The sequence below is a fragment of the Massilia sp. NP310 genome (genome assembly GCF_019443485.1).
GTDB lineage: Bacteria > Pseudomonadota > Gammaproteobacteria > Burkholderiales > Burkholderiaceae_D > Telluria > Telluria timonae.
The window spans coordinates 2177875-2196354 of the sequence record NZ_CP080379.1 but is presented as its reverse complement, the minus strand read 5'-3'; the positions used below and the strand labels follow the sequence as shown (position 1 = coordinate 2196354).

General features: G+C 66.6%; 21 protein-coding genes. 11 read left to right on the top strand and 10 right to left on the bottom strand.

Translation table 11 applies throughout. From position 1 onward, the window contains the following. The first annotated feature begins 31 nt into the window (after positions 1–31). The gene (locus KY496_RS09505) at positions 32–814 is read left to right on the top strand and encodes a hypothetical protein (protein WP_005666566.1); all 783 of its coding nucleotides are present in this window, start codon (positions 32–34) and stop codon (positions 812–814) included. A 49-nt stretch (positions 815–863) separates the two neighbouring features. Here KY496_RS09505 and KY496_RS09500 read toward each other — a convergent pair whose 3' ends face one another. Then, complete coding sequence (locus KY496_RS09500; RefSeq protein ID WP_219864585.1) at positions 864–1250, bottom strand: DUF1622 domain-containing protein; 387 nt, start codon at positions 1248–1250, stop codon at positions 864–866. 232 nt (positions 1251–1482) lie between these two features. Here KY496_RS09500 and KY496_RS09495 point away from each other — a divergent pair, with 232 nt between their 5' ends. Next, positions 1483–2331 carry a MipA/OmpV family protein gene (locus tag KY496_RS09495; RefSeq protein WP_071362080.1) on the top strand — a complete coding sequence of 283 codons (849 nt, stop codon included), beginning with the start codon at positions 1483–1485 and terminating at the stop codon, positions 2329–2331. Between the two features lie 42 nt (positions 2332–2373). Here KY496_RS09495 and KY496_RS27115 read toward each other — a convergent pair whose 3' ends face one another. From KY496_RS27115 to KY496_RS09480, 4 genes are read right to left on the bottom strand one after another with little or no spacing between them, the layout of a single operon-like run. Then, positions 2374–2703: a hypothetical protein gene (locus KY496_RS27115; protein ID WP_229520488.1), complete on the bottom strand. Its 330-nt coding sequence runs from the start codon at positions 2701–2703 to the stop codon at positions 2374–2376. Continuing rightward, the gene (locus KY496_RS27110; RefSeq protein WP_229520487.1) at positions 2704–3207 is read right to left on the bottom strand and encodes a hypothetical protein; all 504 of its coding nucleotides are present in this window, start codon (positions 3205–3207) and stop codon (positions 2704–2706) included. Continuing rightward, positions 3204–3683 carry a hypothetical protein gene (locus KY496_RS09485; RefSeq protein ID WP_219864584.1) on the bottom strand — a complete coding sequence of 160 codons (480 nt, stop codon included), beginning with the start codon at positions 3681–3683 and terminating at the stop codon, positions 3204–3206. The genes KY496_RS27110 and KY496_RS09485 overlap by 4 nt, the downstream gene beginning before the upstream one ends. A gap of 14 nt (positions 3684–3697) precedes the next feature. Next, positions 3698–4516, bottom strand: a complete 819-nt coding sequence (locus KY496_RS09480; protein ID WP_005666575.1) for a DUF2092 domain-containing protein — start codon at positions 4514–4516, stop codon at positions 3698–3700. 256 nt (positions 4517–4772) lie between these two features. Here KY496_RS09480 and KY496_RS09475 point away from each other — a divergent pair, with 256 nt between their 5' ends. Then, complete coding sequence (locus KY496_RS09475) at positions 4773–7712, top strand: bifunctional diguanylate cyclase/phosphodiesterase (RefSeq protein ID WP_219864583.1); 2940 nt, start codon at positions 4773–4775, stop codon at positions 7710–7712. A gap of 15 nt (positions 7713–7727) precedes the next feature. On the opposite strand, the gene KY496_RS09470 is transcribed toward KY496_RS09475, so the two are convergent. After that, positions 7728–8108 (bottom strand): hypothetical protein, encoded by a 381-nt coding sequence (locus tag KY496_RS09470; protein WP_005666579.1) that lies wholly within the window; start codon positions 8106–8108, stop codon positions 7728–7730. 143 nt (positions 8109–8251) lie between these two features. Here KY496_RS09470 and KY496_RS09465 point away from each other — a divergent pair, with 143 nt between their 5' ends. The 5 genes from KY496_RS09465 (at position 8252) to KY496_RS09445 (ending at position 12061) form a co-directional block, all read left to right on the top strand. Then, entirely contained in the window at positions 8252–8884 is a 633-nt protein-coding gene (locus KY496_RS09465) for a transcriptional regulator (RefSeq protein ID WP_219864582.1), read from the top strand. Between the two features lie 34 nt (positions 8885–8918). Further along, positions 8919–9908 (top strand): 2-hydroxyacid dehydrogenase, encoded by a 990-nt coding sequence (locus KY496_RS09460; RefSeq protein WP_219864581.1) that lies wholly within the window; start codon positions 8919–8921, stop codon positions 9906–9908. 89 nt (positions 9909–9997) lie between these two features. Continuing rightward, positions 9998–10450, top strand: coding sequence for a hypothetical protein (locus KY496_RS09455; RefSeq protein WP_071362087.1), 453 nt, complete (start codon positions 9998–10000; stop codon positions 10448–10450). Beyond that, entirely contained in the window at positions 10447–10980 is a 534-nt protein-coding gene (locus KY496_RS09450) for a hypothetical protein (RefSeq protein ID WP_071362088.1), read from the top strand. The genes KY496_RS09455 and KY496_RS09450 overlap by 4 nt, the downstream gene beginning before the upstream one ends. Before the next feature lie 112 nt (positions 10981–11092). Continuing rightward, on the top strand, positions 11093–12061 hold the full coding sequence (locus tag KY496_RS09445; protein ID WP_219864580.1) for a threo-3-hydroxy-L-aspartate ammonia-lyase: 969 nt from the start codon (positions 11093–11095) through the stop codon (positions 12059–12061). An 81-nt stretch (positions 12062–12142) separates the two neighbouring features. On the opposite strand, the gene KY496_RS09440 is transcribed toward KY496_RS09445, so the two are convergent. The 4 genes from KY496_RS09440 to ompR form a co-directional block, all read right to left on the bottom strand. Then, positions 12143–12400, bottom strand: a complete 258-nt coding sequence (locus tag KY496_RS09440) for a Txe/YoeB family addiction module toxin (protein WP_005666589.1) — start codon at positions 12398–12400, stop codon at positions 12143–12145. Continuing rightward, entirely contained in the window at positions 12375–12674 is a 300-nt protein-coding gene (locus KY496_RS09435; protein WP_081589899.1) for a type II toxin-antitoxin system Phd/YefM family antitoxin, read from the bottom strand. The genes KY496_RS09440 and KY496_RS09435 overlap by 26 nt, the downstream gene beginning before the upstream one ends. A gap of 267 nt (positions 12675–12941) precedes the next feature. Continuing rightward, positions 12942–14315: a sensor histidine kinase gene (locus KY496_RS09430; protein WP_005666591.1), complete on the bottom strand. Its 1374-nt coding sequence runs from the start codon at positions 14313–14315 to the stop codon at positions 12942–12944. Further along, the gene (ompR, locus tag KY496_RS09425; RefSeq protein WP_219864579.1) at positions 14315–15082 is read right to left on the bottom strand and encodes a two-component system response regulator OmpR; all 768 of its coding nucleotides are present in this window, start codon (positions 15080–15082) and stop codon (positions 14315–14317) included. Before ompR ends, KY496_RS09430 begins: the two co-directional genes overlap by 1 nt. Before the next feature lie 200 nt (positions 15083–15282). Here ompR and KY496_RS09420 point away from each other — a divergent pair, with 200 nt between their 5' ends. The 3 genes from KY496_RS09420 (at position 15283) to KY496_RS09410 (ending at position 18479) form a co-directional block, all read left to right on the top strand. Then, entirely contained in the window at positions 15283–15648 is a 366-nt protein-coding gene (locus tag KY496_RS09420; RefSeq protein ID WP_229520486.1) for a hypothetical protein, read from the top strand. Positions 15649–15928: 280 nt separating this feature from the next. Then, a complete protein-coding gene (locus KY496_RS09415) occupies positions 15929–17845 on the top strand; it encodes a flagellar assembly protein A (protein ID WP_219864578.1) in 1917 nt (638 codons plus the stop codon). Positions 17846–17951: 106 nt separating this feature from the next. Beyond that, on the top strand, positions 17952–18479 hold the full coding sequence (locus tag KY496_RS09410; protein WP_219865090.1) for a chemotaxis protein CheW: 528 nt from the start codon (positions 17952–17954) through the stop codon (positions 18477–18479). Position 18480 lies beyond the last annotated feature (1 nt).

The window sequence follows — 18480 nt, the reverse complement described above, 5'->3', positions numbered from 1 at the left end:
CTGTTTCAACTTACCAACCAGGAGTACCGCCATGGAGCTGTTTCCAGCAGCCGTGTTCACCCCCCCGAAAGCGACCCGTCCGCGCACCGCGCGCGCGCCGGTCGCTGGAGGCGCGATCGAGCGTTTGCCGTTCACCGTCCGCCGGGTAGAAACCGAAGCGGATCTTCTCAAGGCCGTGCGCATCCGCCACGCCGCCTATGCCCGCCATGTCCCGGATTTCGCCCGCAGCCTGGCGCAGCCCGAGGCGGCCGACTACGATGCCGACACCATCGTCCTGCTGGCCGAGTCCAAGCTGGACGGCACGCCGATCGGGAGCACCCGCATCCGCACCAACCTCTACCGCCCCCTGGGCGTCGAGGAATCGATCGTCCTGCCCGCCTGGCTGCAGGGCAAGCGCCTGGTCGAGGCGACCCGCCTCGGCATCGACGAAGGCCGGGTCGGCCGCATGGTCAAGATTGCACTGATCAAGGCCTGCTTCATGTATTGCGAAGACAACGCTATCGATTACTCGGTGGCGACCGGCCGTCCACCCGTGGACAGGCAATACGATCAGCTGATGTTCGTCGACGTGTTCCCTGAATTGGGTCTGGTGCCGCTGCGTCACGTGGGCAATATCCCGCATCGCATCATGGCGTTCGAGATCGCCACCTTCCAGCAGCGCTGGGCCGAGGCGCGCCACCCGATGCTGAACTTCTTCTTCAATACCCACCATCCGGACATCGACGTCGGTCCGGTCGCGCCGTCATCGCTGGCGCTGCCGCAGCGCCCGTTGCCGCCGGCCAGCCGGCCACGCGTCGAACTGGCGTTCGCCTGATGTTCGACTGATTCTCTCCTGATCGTGTTCCGGTCCGGCGGTGACGCCGTCAGCCGGGATCGCGGGGCGCAGCCTTGACGGGCTGCGCCCCGTTGCGTTCCTGCTCGGCCAGCTCGCGTGCGAGGGCCCGGGCCAGGTCGTGGTCCAGGAAAAACGTGAGGAAGGTGCGGATGGCCGCGATCGCGGCCAGCCGTCCCAGTTCGTCCCAGCCGGGCGCGATCGTGGTGCCGACGATGTCGGCGGCAAGCTGGAAGGTGAGGGCGACCACCAGCCAGTCGCCGAAGCCGATGAAGGCCGCGTGCACCCGCGCCGGCGTGGCGGCGCCCCGCAGGCACAGTGCCAGCACGCGCGCCAGCGCCTCCAGCGCGCCGGCGGCCACGGTCAGCACCGCGAGCGCGTCGAGGGCGAGCGCGATCCAGCCGGCGGTCGCATGCACCAGCGCTTCCATCCCGCTCTTTCATTTTGGGCCAGTCACGATCATAAGCATTCTGCGGGTGCGCGCGGTAGTGGACCTTGGCCGTAGCGCTGTCGACGCACGACGTTCTTGACGAGGCAGGGGCACAAAACGCGGCGCCGACTGTCTACACACCATCAGCAGTGCGAAGCGCACCGGCGAATGGCGCCGGGGCGGCCCTGATGTTCCACCCCCTAGCTCCGAGAGGTCAGTCATGAAGACATTCACGCACAGCCCCCGCAGCCTCGCCATCGCCGCGGCGCTGCTCTGTTCACCGCTCGCCGCGGCGCAAGACGTGCTCCCAGTCGAGTTACTCGAGGAACGCAATCTGGTGGGCCTGGGTGTGTTCGCGGTGCCCGACTATTACGGCTCGTCCGATTACCAGGCCGCCGTGGCGCCGGTGTTGCACTACAACTTCGGATCCGACCGCTACGTCCGGGTGCTCGGTCCGGAGATCATGGCCAACCTGGTGCCGCGCAAGGACTGGCGCGCCGGTCCGCTGATTCGCTGGCGCATGCGGCGCGACGACGATGTCGACGACGAGATCGTCTCGCGCATGCGTCCGGTCGCCACGGCCACCGAGATCGGCGCCTTCGTCGCCTATCACATGCCGCTGACGCAAGGCCAGCCGATGCACAAGCTGGTGTTCAGCGCCGACGTGGTCGGCAACACCAATAATGTGTACAACGGCGCCACCGGCAACGTGCGCGTCAACTACATCCACCCCTTCCCGCAGCCGGTCGCCGGCATGCAGCTGATCGGCAGCATCGGTTTTGGCCTGTTCTTCGCCAGTAACGACTTCAACCGCAAGTACTTCGGCGTCGGGGGCGGCGACGATTTCCTGTACCCGGAGCGGCTCGGCGTGCCCTATGACCCCGACCCGTCGGTCACCTCGATCAAGATTCCCTTCAGCCTGACGACCCAGCTGAACCCGGAATGGCTGATGACGGTCGGCGGGCGTTATGAGCGGCTGCTGGACGACGCCAAGGACAGCCCGGTGGTGGAGGGCCGTGGCGACGCCGACCAGTGGACGGTGGGGATCGCGTTCTCCTACCTGTTCTGAGAATGGCATGCCGGCGGGCTTTCGAACCCGCCGGCGCATCGCCTACCTGGCAAACAGGAAGGTCACGCTCAGGCGCAGGCCCCAGTCGCGCGGCCCGCCGCTCGGGCTGTCGGCCCAGTAGCGCAGGCCGGCGCCGATCGATATCGGTTGCCGGCCGACCTTGATCAGCTTGCTGGCGGTGACGATGACCGGCACCGACCACTGTTCCTGCTTCCAGTCGTAGCTGGACTCGGTGTTGATGCCGAAGGTCCAGGCGGTTCTGGTGGTGTAGTTGAGGAAGGGCTGGACGAAGGTGGCGCTGACGTTCGGCCGGTCGTCATGGCCGGCGAAGGACCAGATGTGATTGGCCAGCGCGCCATGAGAGCCTCCCACCTACCGGGGTAGGCTCCAAGTCCACGGGCCGTGCTGCCTGACCACCACGCCGGTCGGGCCGATGCCCCACTGGCGCGCGCTGAGCGCGCTCTCGCTGCCGGTGGGCAGCAGGAACACGGGCCCCGCGCCCCAGACGATGCCGTGCGCCGCGGGCCGCGACGGCGAGATGAAGAAGCTCTGGGTGATGTCGCCGATGCCGTGCTGGCCGCCGGCGCCGGGCGCCAGGTCGTGCTGGCTGACCAGCGGCGCGATGGTGCGGCTGATCAGGGTCCAATCCGGGTTGAGCGTGACGGGCACCACCGGCTGCACGTTCATGGTGTACCTGCGGCCATCGCGCGTGGGACCATCGTGCCGGTCATAATTGGATTGCAGCGGCACGCTGATCATCGCGGCCACGGGATTGGCGAGCTTCCTGGCCAGCTCTTGTTCCTCCTGCGCGCGGACGGGCTGGCAGGAGAGCCAGGCCAGGCCGGCCGCCGTCGCGCAAGCGCGCCTCGTTCTCATCCTGGAGGCGCGACCACGACGTAGTTCACGCTGGTGCCCGCGTACTGCGGCTGGTACCAGGTGCTGCCGCACTGCTGGTAGGTGACCCCGGCCCGGACCACGGCCACGCAGGACGACGGGATCGAATATGCCACCGAGCCGATCGCCGCCGCCGTCACCGCCACCGCGCCGGCCACCGCCAGCCCCGCGCCGGGGCGGTAGTAATCGTGGTCGACATCCACATTGATATTGCGGTTGACGTTGACGTTGCGGTTGACGTTGGCGTGGCCGTTGACCGAGGTGCGGCTGACGCTGCTCGAGGCGTGGTAATTGCCGCCATAGGCGCCGCGATGCACCTGGGCGCTCCCGCTGCGGCTGACCGCCGCGCCGCCGACGCGTCCCGCGCCACGCTGGGCGGCGGCCTCGTAGGCGATGAGGACGACCGCCAGCGCGAGCAGCACACCGATGACGCGCCGATGTCCTGGAGTGAGCGGCATGGGTTCTCCCCCGTTCATTTGATGGACGCGACCTTGCCGTCGGCCGTCTGCAGCGCGATCTTCATCGCGCCCGGCGGCGGCCGGAAGGAGAAAGTGGCATCGGTGAAGCGCGGCGCGAGGTTCCAGCGCAGCCACACCGTATGGGTCGGTTCGCCCGGTTGCCCGCTGGCCGTGATCGCCAGCTTCAGGGGCAGCGGCGTCTTGCCGTCCTGGATCCAGACCTGCCAGTCCACGCCTTCCTGGCGGTAGGCGTAGTGCCCGGCCTTCAGGCTGCCGACCGTCGCCGGGCCGATGTAATGCGCGGCCCGGATGTCGGACACCGGCGCCTGTTCCGTCCCCCAATAGAACAGGTCGGCGAGCGGCAGTTCGATGCCGTATTTCGTGCCCAGCGCGTCGACGGTCTCGCGCAGGGTCGGCGGCGCCGCGACGGTGGCGTAGTACTTGAGGCGCTGGCCGTAGACGGTCACCGATTTGCCGTCATAGAAGATCTGGCGCTGCTTGCGGTCGTTGGCGACGTCGACCTGGAGGCGGTCGGGCCGGCGCACCCTGAGGTTCGCCGTGCTGTCGAACTGCAGCTTCATGCCGTCGTCCATCACGGTCTCGGTGGTGGCACGGCCGACGACTTCGAAAGCGGGCAGGGTGCGCAGGTAGGCGCCCATGGCGCCGAGGGCGGAAACGGCCTCGGGCTCGAGATCGGGCTGCGCGGCCGGGGCCGGGGCTGGGGGCGGGGCCGGCGCGGTGGACTGCGCCGGTGGCGCGTTCTGCGGCGCCGCCAGGCAGGCCAGCGGCATCCAGGCCGCGGCGCACAGGAATCGGATCGGGACAGCCCGCATAGACTTTCCTTTCGTTTGCGAACAGACTACGCCGGGCCGTTTGATGCGCCGTGCGACCGGCCGCCATGGCACTAGTGAGCCATCGACGCGGCAGGCGCGCAATCGGACCTAAGCCTTACTGTCAATGACAAACCGTTGTGAAATCGCCCTGGCTGGCCTAATAATTGCATGACGGCACTAGCGTAAAGCGGTATCCTTGCGCTTTAATGGCCCGCCGCTCGTCGCGCCGGGCCACCAGTGCCACCCAAGATCGTCCATGCCCAACGTCAATCATCAGCTCCGTGCAACGCTGCCGGCCGCGCTCCATGCGGCTGTCGAGCTGGTCCTGAAGATATTTGCCTACTATCTGATTCCGGTCGGGATCGGCGTCGTCTCGCTGATCGCGCTCGTCTTCTGGCATGACGAATACCGCACCAGCGGCGACGTGCCGCTTGCGATGCACGTCACGGTCGACCGGGCCGCGGCGCTGGCGCCAGGCGACGCGCTGGCCCTGGCGCGCGCCACGCCGCTGATCAATAGCCACGATACCCACCTGTCCGAAGCGCCGGTCTGGTTCGTCTTCGAGCCGATGCCGCGCGCCGGCGAGCAGGTGATCGAATTCCCGTCGCGCCACGCGCTCGACATCGGCTGCTGGAATGCCAATACCCTGGAGCCCCTCGGCGCCGCCACCCGCAGCACGGACGACGGCGCCCTGCGCGCCGACAAGGCCGGTTTCGCGATGCGCCTGGCGCCGCTGCCGCGCCAGCTGCTGTGCCGCGCCACCTTCTCGGGCCCGGCGCGCCTGTCGGTGCTGCAATGGCCGGCCGATCAGTTCGCCTTGTCGGTCAAGCAATACCACCGCAAATCGGGCCTGCTCGACGGCGGCATGATCGTGCTGGCCCTGTTCATCATCATCACGGCCCTGATCAACCGCCAGCCGGTGTACGTGCTGTTCGCCGGCTGGCTGATCCTGAACCTGCGCGTGGGCGCGCTGTCGGCCGGCTGGGACATCCAGTGGCTGGGCCAGACCGTGCCTTCCGAATGGCTGCTGCGCAGCCGCGCCGTGACGATCACCCTGTACGGCATCGCCACGCTGACCCTGTACCAGGCGCTGCTCAAGGAGCACCTGGCCGAGATGCGCTACCTGCTGCCGATGCGCGTCATGCAGTGGCTGTGCATGCCGATGCTGGCCGCCGCCATGCTGCTGCCGTATGGCATGTACCTGCCGCTGCTGTGGGGCATCCTGGTGTGCTGCTTCTCCCTGATGACGGTCGGCCTGTTCAAGATCATCGTGGAATCGCGCACGCGGGTCGCGGCCTGGTTCGCGGCCTCGTTCGCGGTGACCTTCCTGGCGTCGCTGGCCGAGGTCCTGTCGGCCGCGCTCGGCATGCGCGAGCTGCTGGGCGTGATCAACAGCGTCACCGCCGCGCTCGCGTCGAGCCTGCTGGCGGCGCTGGCCGTGGCCGAGCAGATGCGGATGGAAACCGAGAAGCGCCAGGAAGCCCAGGAAGAGCTCGAGCACGCCTACCAGGCGATGCCGGTCGGCCTGTTCACGCTCGATATGTACGGCCACTTCCTGAGCGTCAATCCGGCCCTGCAGAAGATGCTGGGCATGAGCGGCTTCGCGCCGGGCCGCACCGCCTGGCGCCAGTTCTTCACCGAAGCCAGCTGGGCCAACCTGCACGAGCAGGTGCATGCCAAGTCCGAGGCCGAGATGGAACTGGCCAGCCGCGACGGCAACCAGCGCTTCCTGGTCAGCGCCACCCTGGCGCGCTCGCGCATCGAGGGCGTGCTGCAGGACACCACCGAAAAACACAAGGCCACCGAGCAGCTGCGCTTCATGGCCAACAACGATCCGCTGACCAAGGTCTACAACCGGCGCGGCATCGAACGCGAATTCTCGGGCGCCGCCGCCAGCCTGGCCGCCGGGCGGCCGATGGCGCTGGCCTACGTCGACCTCGACCGCTTCAAGCTGATCAACGACCTGTTCGGCCATGCGGCGGGCGACGAAGTGCTCAAGCAGGTGTGCGAGCGGATGGGCACGATGCTGGCCGGTGGCCAGCAGATCGGCCGCGTGGGCGGCGACGAATTCGTGATCGTGATGCCCGAGACGGCGATCCCGCTGGCCTCGATCATCTGCCGCGGCATCGTCGACCGCCTCGGCAACACCCCGTACCGGGTGGGCGACAAGGCCTTCCACGTGCGCGCCTCGGTCGGCCTGATCGAGGTGGTGCCGGGCATGCCGATGAAGGATGCGGTGTCGACCTCGGACCGCGCCTGCCGCGAAGCCAAGACCGGCCTGGGCGACGGCCTGGTGGTGTATGAACGCGGCGCCGACGCCTTCCGCCAGCGCGCGGCCGAACTGGACCTGGTCGAGCGCCTGTCCGGCCCGGACGCGACCGACAACCTGCTGCTCGAGATGCAGCCGATCATGTCGCTGCGCGCGCCGCACGAATCGATGAACTTCGAAGTCTTGCTGCGCATGCGCGAGGCGGATGGGCGCGTGGTGCCGGCCGGCGCCGTGATCGCCGCCGCCGAGAAGAGCGGGCGCGCCAGCATGATCGACCGCTGGGTGCTCACCACCACCCTGGCCTGGATCGCCGAGCACACCGAAGACCTGGTCAATACCCGCTTCGTGTGCATGAACCTGTCGGGAGCCTCGCTCAACGACGAGCGCTTCGTGCAGGACACCTTCGATATCCTGGGCCGCTACGTGCACGTGGCCAGCCGCCTGTGCCTGGAAATCACCGAGAGCGTGGCGCTGCACGACCTGGACAACACGCGCCGCTTCATCGACCAGGTGCGCAGCTTCGGCGTGAAGGTGGCGCTGGACGACTTCGGCGCCGGCTACACCTCGTTCTCGTACCTGAAGGAGTTGCCGGCCGACGTGCTGAAAATCGACGGCAACTTCATCGTCAACATCAACGCCCACCCGGCCAACGTGGCGATCGTCGAAGCCATCGTCAGCCTGGCCGTCAACCTGGGCATGAAGACGATCGCCGAATGGGCCGAAGACGCGGCCACCGTGCAGACGCTGCACGAGATCGGCGTCGACTACGTGCAGGGCTATGTGGTGGCGCGCTCGATGCCGCCCGAGCGTTTACTGGAAGGACGCTCGAGCGCCGGCTTCATCAGGGACGAGGACTTGCTGGAGCTGCTGCGCGAGCTGGAGAATCCTCCGGCGCCGCACCTGGCCAGCGTGAGCAGGCTGCACTGAGCCGGCTGCTCTGAATCACTCGAGGCCGGCGAGGGTTTCCCTGCTGCCCACGTCGTCGAGCAGGAACTGCGCGCGCGCCGCCTTCAGGGTGGCGACGTCGCTGGCCAGCGGCTCGGCCTTGACCCGCGGCATCGGAACGGCGCGGCGCTGCAGCTCGCGCGGCGGCGGCAGCACGTCTGCACGCGCCGCCAGCGGATAGGGAGCAAGCCGGGTCACGCCCTCGCTGGACGGCATGCTGGCCGTGCGCACGGTGACGGCGCCGGCTTCGCAAGGGCGGTCGGTGAGGGTGACGCGGCCGGCGTCGTCGATGCACTTGACGATGACGGTGTCGGAATAGGCGCTCGGCGCGGCGATCGCGGCGGCGGCCAGCAGGCAGATGCTCAGTTGACGCTTCATGATTGGCTCCTGGACGGATCCATGTTCGGGATTTCATTGTCTTCCTTGCATCACTACGCTTCTGTTCGCCACTTCACGTGGCGGTGTAGGCCTGCGCGCCGTCGTTTTTTACAGAACCGCCAGTCTTGGATAAAATGTCCAGCATGACCAAGACATTGCCAAGCAAGGACGAGTCCGCGCTCATCGAGCAGGTCCGGCACATCGCCGAGGGCCTGGCCCAGACCTTCGCCCCGTTCTGCGAAGTGGTGGTGCACGATCTGCGCGACCCCGGCCATGCGGTGCTGGCGATCCACAACAATCTCTCCAGCCGCGCCGCCGGCGATCCGGCCACGGAGCTGGGGCTGGCGCGCATCGCCGACAGCGCCTACCCGCAAGTCGTCGCCAATTATCCGAACCAGTTTCCGGATGGCCGCCCGGCGAAAAGCACCTCGATCGGCATCAAGGACGCCGACGGCAACTATGTCGCAGCCCTGTGCCTGAACGTCGACCTGACCCTGTTCCGTTCGATGCAGGGCATCCTGGAACAGTTCAATGCGCTGGGCGAGGCGCCGGTGGGCGAGTCGCTCGATCCGGCCAACGCCGACGCCATCCGGCGCCGCATCGACGCCTTTGCTGCGCGGCTGGCGTCCTCGCCCCAGCTGCTCAAGGCGCACGAACGGCGCGCGCTGATGCGCGAGCTGAAGGAGGGCGGCTATCTCGAAGTGCGGCGCGCGATGGAAGTGGCGGCCGGCCACCTCGGCATTTCGCGGGCGACGGCTTACAACGACATTAAATAGAATTCAGCGGTGCCACTTATCAGGGGAGTCACTCTTGAAGACAGCCGTGTACAGCGCCCGCCGCTACGACAAGACCATGCTGGCCCAGGCCAACGAAGCCGGCCATGAATTGCGCTTCCTCGAAGACCGCCTGAGCCGCGAGACCGCCATCCTGGCCAAGGGCTGCGAGGCGGTCTGCGTGTTCGTCAACGACACCGTCGACGCCGAGGTGCTGGGCATCCTGGCGAGCCAGGGCACGCGCCTGGTGGCGACGCGCTCGACCGGCTACAACCACGTCGATGCGCACGCCGCGCGCGAACTGGGCATCGCGGTGGTGCGGGTCACCGATTATTCTCCCAACTCGGTGGCCGAGTTCGCGGTCGGCCTGCTGCTGGCCGTGAACCGCAAGATCGCGCGCGCCAGCGTGCGCACGCGCGAAGGCAATTTCGATCTCGACGGCCTGATGGGTTTCGATTTGCACGGCAAGACGGTCGGCGTGATCGGCACCGGCAAGATCGGCACCATCTTCGCCCGCATCATGGCCGGTTTCGGCTGCACCCTGGTCGGCTACGACCGTTACCCGACGCCGGCCTTCGAGGCGCTGGGCGGGCGCTATATCGGCGTCGACGAGCTGCTGGCCTGCAGCGACGTGGTGTCCCTGCATTGCCCGCTGCTGGAAGAGACCCATCACATCGTGAATGCGGCGGCGCTGGCGCGGGTCAAGCGCGGCTGCGTGCTGGTCAACACCAGCCGCGGCGGCCTGGTCGACACCGAGGCCGCGGTGCAGGCGCTCAAGACCGGCCAGCTGGGCGGCCTGGCGATCGACGTCTACGAGCAGGAAGCGAGCCTGTTCTTCCAGGACCTGTCGTCGACCATCATCACCGACGACGTGATCCAGCGCCTGGTGTCGTTTCCGAACGTGATCGTGACCGGCCACCAGGCATTTTTCACTGTCGAGGCGATCGGGCAGATCATGCGCACGACCATCGACAGCATCGGCGCTTTCGAGCGGGGAGAGGAACTGGTCAATCGGATTCCGGATTGATGCAGGGCGCATGACTTCGTTCGTGGGCTGGACAGGCGAGGCTTGCGTGCGTTACGGTTCTCGGCATTGCCAGTCACGAGGAAAGCCAGATGCATGTAGAGCGGGTTCGTTTCGACCGGGTGTTCGACGTCCGGCAGCGCCTCAAGGAATTCAGTTTCGAGGAGGGCGGCTGGCCCGTCTACGGCGTCAGCGCCCTCGGCCTGGGCATTCCGCGCGAAGGCGCGACCTATGCGGTCGCTTTTCACGAGCGCGGCAACTGGGAAACGGTGGTCGGCTGGCGCGACCTGTCCACGTCGAAAGTGACGCTGCGGCGAAGCTCGCTGGCGGCCGTCACGCAGCCACTGCCTCTCGTGGCTCCGCTAGTGCCGGGCGTGTTCGCCGTTGCGGATAAACCCGGCGCATCGAAAGCTTTTCTGTCGCTGGCGGTGCTGGTGCTGCTGGGTGCTGTTGCCTACGCCGGGCGGGCCGTGACGCGCAACCGCCGGGCCGCAAAGATCTTGCGGGGCGCCGATGCTTTTGTCGATACGGAGGTGAGGCCATGACTGCCCGACTGGAAGATTTCGCCCATATCGTCCAAGTGACGTTTGATCGGGTGTTCGACGTGCAGGGAGGCACCTTCAGCTTCGAAAGCGGCGGCAAAAAGCATTACAGCGTCACGCTCCTTGATGGCACCGTGCCGCGCGATGGTTCGCGCTATGCGGCCGCACTGGTCGAGCAGGGCAACTGGCAGAAGATCGTGGGCTGGCGTGACCTGTCCACCCCGGACGTCGTGCTCGCCGAATCGGCCTGGGATGTCGCGCGCGAACAGGCCTGGGCCCTGTACTGGTTCGGCCCGTTCATCGTCTTCGGCGCGCTGCTGGTCTTCGGCGGCTGGGCGGCGCTGGCGGCCTTGCTGCTATTCCTTTGGGCGTCGGTGTACTTCGTGCGGCGGGCGCGCGAACGCAACCGACTGGTCGACCAGGCACTGCGCGACATCCCGCCGGCCGCGCCACCGGGCAACGGACCCAGGATCGGGAAGACCGGGAAAACGTGGCTGACGGGCGTGTTGAACATCCTCCGCTGGTGGCCGTAGCGACGGCATGACCGGAGATCGCTGTGGTTTGACGCTTCATCCATGTTTGGATAATATGTCCAATATTGGATGAATCGTTAAACCGACCGCAGTGACCTGAAAGGATTGCGCCATGACCGCAGCATTGCTCCCCACTTACGAAGACGTCGCCCAGGCCGCCGAGCGCATCTTGGGCGTAGCCCACCGCACCCCGGTGCTGACTTCGCGCACCGTCAACGAGGAATTCGGCGCCGAGATATTCTTCAAGTGCGAGAACATGCAGCGCATGGGGGCCTTCAAGTTCCGTGGCGGCTATAACGCGCTGGCGAAGTTCAGCCCCGAACAGCGCCGCGCCGGCGTCGTCGCCTTCTCATCAGGCAACCACGCGCAGGCGATCGCGCTGTCGGCCAAGATCCTGGGCATGCCGGCGACGATCGTGATGCCGCAGGATGCGCCGGCCGCGAAGGTCGCCGCCACGCGCGGCTATGGCGCCACCGTGGTGACCTATGACCGCTACACCGAAGACCGCGAGCAGATCGGTCGCGAGCTGGCCGAGAAGCACGGCCTGACCCTGATTCCGCCCTACGACCACGCCGACGTGATCGCGGGGCAGGGCACGGCGGCCAAGGAGTTGTTCGAGGAAGTCGGTCCGCTGGACGCCTTCTTCGTGTGCCTGGGCGGCGGCGGCCTGCTGTCCGGCTCCGCGCTGGCCACGCGCGCGCTGTCCCCTGGCTGCCTGCTGTACGGCGTCGAGCCGGAAGCCGGCAACGACGGCCAGCAGTCGCTGCGCACCGGCGAGATCGTCCACATCGACACGCCGCGCACCATCGCCGACGGCGCCCAGACCCAGCACCTGGGCCAGCTGACCTTCCCGATCATCCAGCGCGACGTCGACGACATCCTCACCGTGAGCGACGAGGAGCTGGTGGCCTGCATGCGCTTCTTCGCCGAACGCATGAAGATCGTGGTGGAGCCGACCGGTTGCCTCGGTTTCGCGGCGGCGCGCAGGATGAAGGAACAGCTGAAAGGGAAGAAGGTCGGGATCCTGATTAGTGGCGGGAATATCGATCTCGGGCGGTTTGCGAGCCTGATCGGCGATTGATTGACTTCTGCGAAACGGTCGTGAGTTCTACTGGAGGTCAGACCGGCAAGAAAAAAGGGAGCATATCTGCTCCCTTGGTGATCAGTAGTGGTAGCGGCAGGACAGGATGATCAACTCTTCATCCTGCACTTCGTAGACGAGGCGGTTCGTCTCATCTATTCGCCGTGACCAGCAACCACTGAGGCTGTGTTTCAAGGCTTCGGGCTTGCCTATTCCCGCAAAGGGGTCTCTTTGAACATCCTTGATTAAATCATTGATACGCTTGAGCGTCTTCTTGTCCTGCGTCTGCCAGTAAATATAGCTATCCCAGCCTTCATCCGTGAACTTCAAGTGGCGCATGTTGCGATTCCTCAGCGTCGGATATATCGAGTAATTCCCGATGCTGCGCTCGACCAGAGCGGGCCTGTGCAATTGACTTGGCGAGGTGAGCCGCATTCGCCGGTGAGCTCAACAAATGCACAGTCTCCATAAGACTGCTGTAGTGATCGAATGACATGACGACCGCGTCCGGCGCATCGCGGCGCGAGATGACGGTGACGTCAGCATCTTCAACCACTTGGTCGATGACGGTCCGAAGACTGTTGCGAGCATCGGAAAAGTTAATGATTCTCATGTATTACTCCAATCGCTCAATAGTCGTAGTCATTAGCAATAGTCGCAGGCGTAAGCAATGATCGCGGGCGTTAGCAGTTGTCGCAGGCGTTAGCAAAGGTCGTTGGTAGCAATAATCGCAGGCGTGAGCAGTGGTCGCAGGCGTCAGCAGTATTCGCAGGCGTTAGCAATAGTTGTAAGCGTGTTATCGAAAGGATATACATGTACGATAAGTTGTACATGTAGGAGTATAGCGCGGTTTTCGGAGATGGCAAGGAAATAGAGCAGATCACGCCGCCAGCGGCAACGCCACCTGCAGCAAGAACCCGCCGCCTTCGCGATTGCGCACTTCCAGCCCCGCGTTATGCCGGGTCAGCACGCGCTCCACGATCGCCAGGCCTAGCCCGGCGCCATTCGCCTGGCCGCGCGCGCTATCCAGCCGAGTGAAGGGCTTCATCAGCTGTGCGATCTGGTCCGCCGGCACGCCGACACCATGGTCGCCGATCTCGATCACGGCGCGTCGCCCGTGCCCCGTGGCCTTCACCCGCAGCACGATGTCGATGTCGGTGCATGAGGTGCCCGGCGTCTTGCCGTAGCGGCGCGCGTTTTCGATGATGTTGTTGATCACGCGCCGCAGGTCGGTCGCGTTGCCCATCACGTGCACGCCCGGCATCAGGTCGGTCTTCACGTGCAGGTCGGGGATGCGGGCCGCCTCGCGGCCGACGTCGGACAGCATCTCGGACAGGTTCACCGGCACGAAGGTCGCCGCCTCGGTCGGCTTGGCGTAGTCCAGGAACTGGCCGATGATGGCGTCCATCTGCGCGATGTCCGACTGCATGCCTTCGCGCGCCTCCGTCGAGAGATTCGCCATCTCGACCTCCAGCCCCATGCGCGCCAGCGGCGTGCGCAGGTCGTGCGAGATGCCGGCCAGGATCACGGCGCGGTCCTTTTCCACCTGCGCCAGGTCTTCCACCATCTGGTTGAAGCTGCGATTGGCCTCGATGATCTCCTGCGAGCCCTTCTCGGGCAGGCGCACGGGGCGCTCGCCCTTGGCGATGGCGCGCGCGGCGGCCGTCAGGCGCGCCAGCGGGCGGTTCACCAGGCTCGAGATCAGCGCCGCGCCGAGCACCGACAGCAGGCCCACCACCACGGCCCAACCCAGCCACTGTTCGCGCGTCAGGCCCGTCAGACGCTCGCGTTCGAGCATCAGCCAGTACTTGTCGTCCTCGATATTGAAGCTGATGTAGAAGCCCGGCACGCCGTTCACGCCGCTCGAGAAGCGCGTGTCGGCCCCCAGCCGTTCGCGCACGATGGCGGCGATCTCGGGCATCAGGGGATTGTGCGGCGGCGGGTCGACCACGTCCGTGTCTTCCAGCGTGAAGATGCGGATGCCTTCGTTCGACACCAGTTCGAGCAGCAGCTCGCGCCGCAGGTCGGGCGCCGAGTGGGTGAGCGCGGCCTTGGTGATGGTCACCACCGACACCACCAGCTCCGCCGTCTGCTGCACCTGCTTGTCGCGCTGGAACACGCTGATCATGCCGATCCAGGCCAGCATCGAGGCCGCGGTAAGCACCGACATCAGGAAGAAGGTGCGCCAGAACAGGCCGCTCTTGAACCAGGCGAAGCGCAGGGCGCGCCGCGCCTGGGCGATCGGGGTAAACACTAGCGCGGCTGGCCTTCAGGGATGAACACGTAGCCCAGGCCCCACACGGTCTGGATGTACAGCGGGCTCGATGGATCGGGCTCGATCAGCTTGCGCAGGCGCGAGATCTGGACGTCGAGCGAGCGGTCGAACACCTCGTATTCGCGGCCGCGCGCCAGTTCCATCAGCTTCTCGCGCGACAGCGGCTGGCGCGCATGGCGCGCGAACACCTTCAGCACCGAGAATTCGCCGGTGGTCAGCGGCACCGTCTCGCCATTCTTCTTGAGCGTGCGCGTGCCCAGATCGAGCACGAAGTCGCCGAACTCGAAGGTCTGCGGGGTTTCGGACGGCGCGCCGGGGATCTCGTCCGGGCCCTTGCGGCGCAGGACGGCGCCAATGCGGGCCACCAGCTCGCGCGGGTTGAACGGCTTGGGCAGGTAGTCGTCGGCGCCCATTTCGAGGCCGACGATGCGGTCGACGTCCTCGCCCTTGGCGGTCAGCATGATGATCGGGGTCTGGTCGCCAGCGCCGCGCAGGCGGCGGCAGATCGACAGGCCGTGCTCGCCGGGCAGCATCAGGTCGAGCACCAGCAGGTCGTAGCGCTCGCGCAGCCACAGCTTGTTCATCGCCGGCGCGCTTTCGGCGGTGACGACCTGGAAGCCCTGTTCGGTCAGGTAACGGCGCAGCAGGTCGCGCAGGCGCACGTCGTCGTCCACGACCATGATCTTGGCGGAGTGGCCCGATGCAGCGCCCGCACCCGCGTTATTGTTCGAAGTCGTTGAAGTCATAAAACTGTCCAGAATTGTCAGATGAATGTCGCTATGGTAACTTCTTATGGGTAGGGCGGATGCACGACTCAGCCCAGCCATTACAATGTGTTACAAACTTTACCCAATAAGTCTTACTCCGCTTTCGGTATGCACCTACACTGGCGACAAGTGATCAACACAGCTTATCCGTTTATCAGGCATCGCGGAAGAGGAACACCATGAACCACGCGCACAACGACAAACCAGCAGGATTCGGCGCCAATGGCGGCCGGCTCGCCCGGCTTGCGCGCCTTGGTGTGATCGCCTGCGTGCTGGCAGGTACCGGGGCCAGCGCATTGGCGCAGAACCAGGAGCGCGATCCGCGCCGCGACGAAGCGGCGCTGCGCGACCGTTATCAAATGCAGGCCCAGCAAGACACGCGCGTCTACGAGATGCGCGACCAGGACCGTCGCGTCATGGAGGCGCAGGCCGACGCGGCCCGTGAAGAACGCCGTCGCGGCCGGCTGTCGCCGGACGAGCGGCGCGACCTGCGGCGCCAGATCAAGGAAGGTTCGGAACTCTATCCGAACGCCCGCCGCCGCTGAGTATGCGGCTTGCAATGTAAAACGACGGCGCCGATGGCGCCGTTGTCGTTTCTGGAATTTGACATTTCCCAAGGCGTCATGCTGGCGTACCTCGTGCGTTTTTGCCGGATCCGGGCACAAATGCCCAGCTGGGCAATGGTGTCGGTCGCGTCACAAATTTTCTTTTTAGAAATCTAGTTGCCATATGTTTATTTAGATTGCGCAACATGCTATCTTTACGTCCACCTTACTGTTGGCAGGGTCTGCGTCGCCAACATTTATCGCCAAGTGGAGCGTGAACGTGTCCGACCTTGCCGTACTACCCGATGCAGCGCCCGCCACGGCGGCGCCCGCCGTCCGCTTCGACTCGACGGGGCCCGAACATTGCATCGCCAGGCGCGACGACGGCGTGTATGCCGATCCCGAAGTGCTCGGCACCACGCTGGTGGCGGCGGTCGACGGCATCCTGCGCTCCAGCCATTACCTGGCCGGCCTCGATTATCCGGTCCTGATCAAGGCCCTGTACGGCCACGGGCCGGAGCTGCCGCGCGATGCGGCCGGCCGGGCCGTAGTGCGCATCGCGGCCGACATCGTGCCGTTCACGCCGCAGCGCCAGGCCCTGTACCGCTCGGTCAAGATCGCCGACGGCCAGGCCGAATACTATTTCGAACCCGTGTTCGAGCGCGACGAGGAAGGCGGCGAGCGCCAGACCCGGCTCGACGTCGACGAGTTCGTCGCCGACATGTGGGCGAAGGGCATCCGCTTCGGCGCCGAGGTCGGAGCCATCCGCAGCCATATCGAGAGCGGCGCGGCCGGTCGCTACGTGGTGGCGCGCCGGCTCGAGCCGTTGCCCGGCATGGATGCCCGCGTGGAAGAGGTCACCAGCGACCTGCATCGCAGCGATGCCCCGCGCCAGCTCGCCAACGGCAAGCTCGACCTGATGAGCTTCCAGAACCGCTTCCCGCAGGTGGCGGCCGGCACGCGCCTGCTGCGCAAGGTGCCGCGGACCAGCGGCAGTCCCGGCTTCGACCTGAACGGCATCCCGATCGCGCCCGAGGTGGCGAAGGACCTCGACCTGGCCACCTATGCGGCCGACGGCACGACGGTCGAGCTGGCGCCGGAAGGCGAGTTCCTGGTCGCGCGCCAGGACGGCTTCCTGAGCGTCGACCCCAAGAGCAGCCGCATCGCCATCACCGACAAGATCGTCAGCCGCGACGGCGTCAGCGCCAGGACCACCGGCAACCTGCACCTGGCGGGCGACTACGAGGAATTCGGCGAAGTCCAGGAGCAGCGCATCATCGAGGCCGAGAGCATCACCGTGCACGGCGACGTATATGGCCACCTGGTCGCGCGCCGCGGCGCGATCCTCCTGCGCCGCAACCTGGTCGGCGGCAGCGCGCGCAACCTGGATGGCGGCGTGCGGGTGCTGGGCGTCGCGTCCCAGGCGACGATCCAGGCGACCAAGGGCGAGGTGCGGCTCGAGCGCGCCGAAAACTGCGTGATCTCGGGCGCGCGCATCCGGATCGAGACCGCCATCAACTGCGAGATCATCGGCGACGAGGTCGAGGTGGCGCATGCCGAGGGCAGCGCCATCGCCGGGCGGCGCGTGGCGATCGGCCGCGCGGGGCCGTGGAAGCAGGGCGAGATGCTGGCCTGGCTGCTGCGCCCGGACTGCGCGCGCGTCGACGCGGCGCTGGCGCAGGTGCGCCAACGGGTGGACCAGTTCGGTCAACTGGCGGCGCAGCGGCGCAGCGCGATGGAAACCCTCACCGGCCAGCCCGAGATGCGCAAATACCTGTTGATCGCGCCGCGCCTGCGCAAGGGCGAGCTGGTGCTGACGCCGGAACAGGAACCGCAGTTCCGGCGCCTGGCGGCCAGCGTGGCGCCGGCGCTCAAGGAGCTGGGCCGGCTGTCGCAAGAAGCGAAGTCGCTCGACGGCGAGCGCGAGGCCGGCATGGCGCTGTTGAAACGGCTCGAGGCCCAGCGCTTCGAGCGGGTCGGCGCGGCCGGGGTGGCGCTCGGCATGCTGGCGGGCGAAGTGCAGGTGCTGGCGCTGCCCTACGAACCGGACCTGGGCTGCGTGTGGGAGATGACGGCGCGCGACATCAAGCTGCGCCTGCGCGACACCAAGGGCGCGGAAGTGCTGCACGCGGGCTGCGAGGGCGCCTGGTCGTGGGACACGTCCATGGCCGCGGCAGAGGCGCAGGCCGCGTCCTGAATTTGTCCCGCGGCGCGGGACGCGTCCAAGGCTGAAGTTGACTACAGTCAACATCAGCGCCGGGGACGAGGCATACGATGGTGATCGCACCCATAAAGGATCCGCCATGGTCACCTCGCCCAGCATGCTTCACGCTTCAGCCCCTTGCGCTTCTGTCCCCCGTTACCCGGCGCCGCGCAGCAGCGCCTCACGGGAATTCCTCAGCTTCATGCTCGACGGGCAGGAATACGGGCTCGATTGCGCGCGCGTGCAGGAGCTCAAGCTGCTGGGATCCCTCGAACGCTTCGCCGCCGACGGCGAAATCATCGGCGGCGTGGCGCTGTCGCATGGCGTGATCATGCCGGTGGTCGACATGCGCGCGGGCGGCGCCCAGGCCGCGGGTACGGGGCCAGGCCGGTCGGCGCCGGATACCGACGTGATCATCCTGCGCCTGTCGAGCGGGATCGTCGGCATGGTGGTCGAGAGCGTGACCGGCATCGTGCATGTGCGCCCGGAGGCGGTGCAGCCCCTGCCGGGCGCGCCGAGCGCGGGCTACCTGATCGGCATGGCCCGCATCGATGGGCGGCGCGTGGTGCTGATCGACATCGATCGCTTGATGTCGCTGTCGCCGCGGCGGCCGCTGCGGGCCGCCTGAC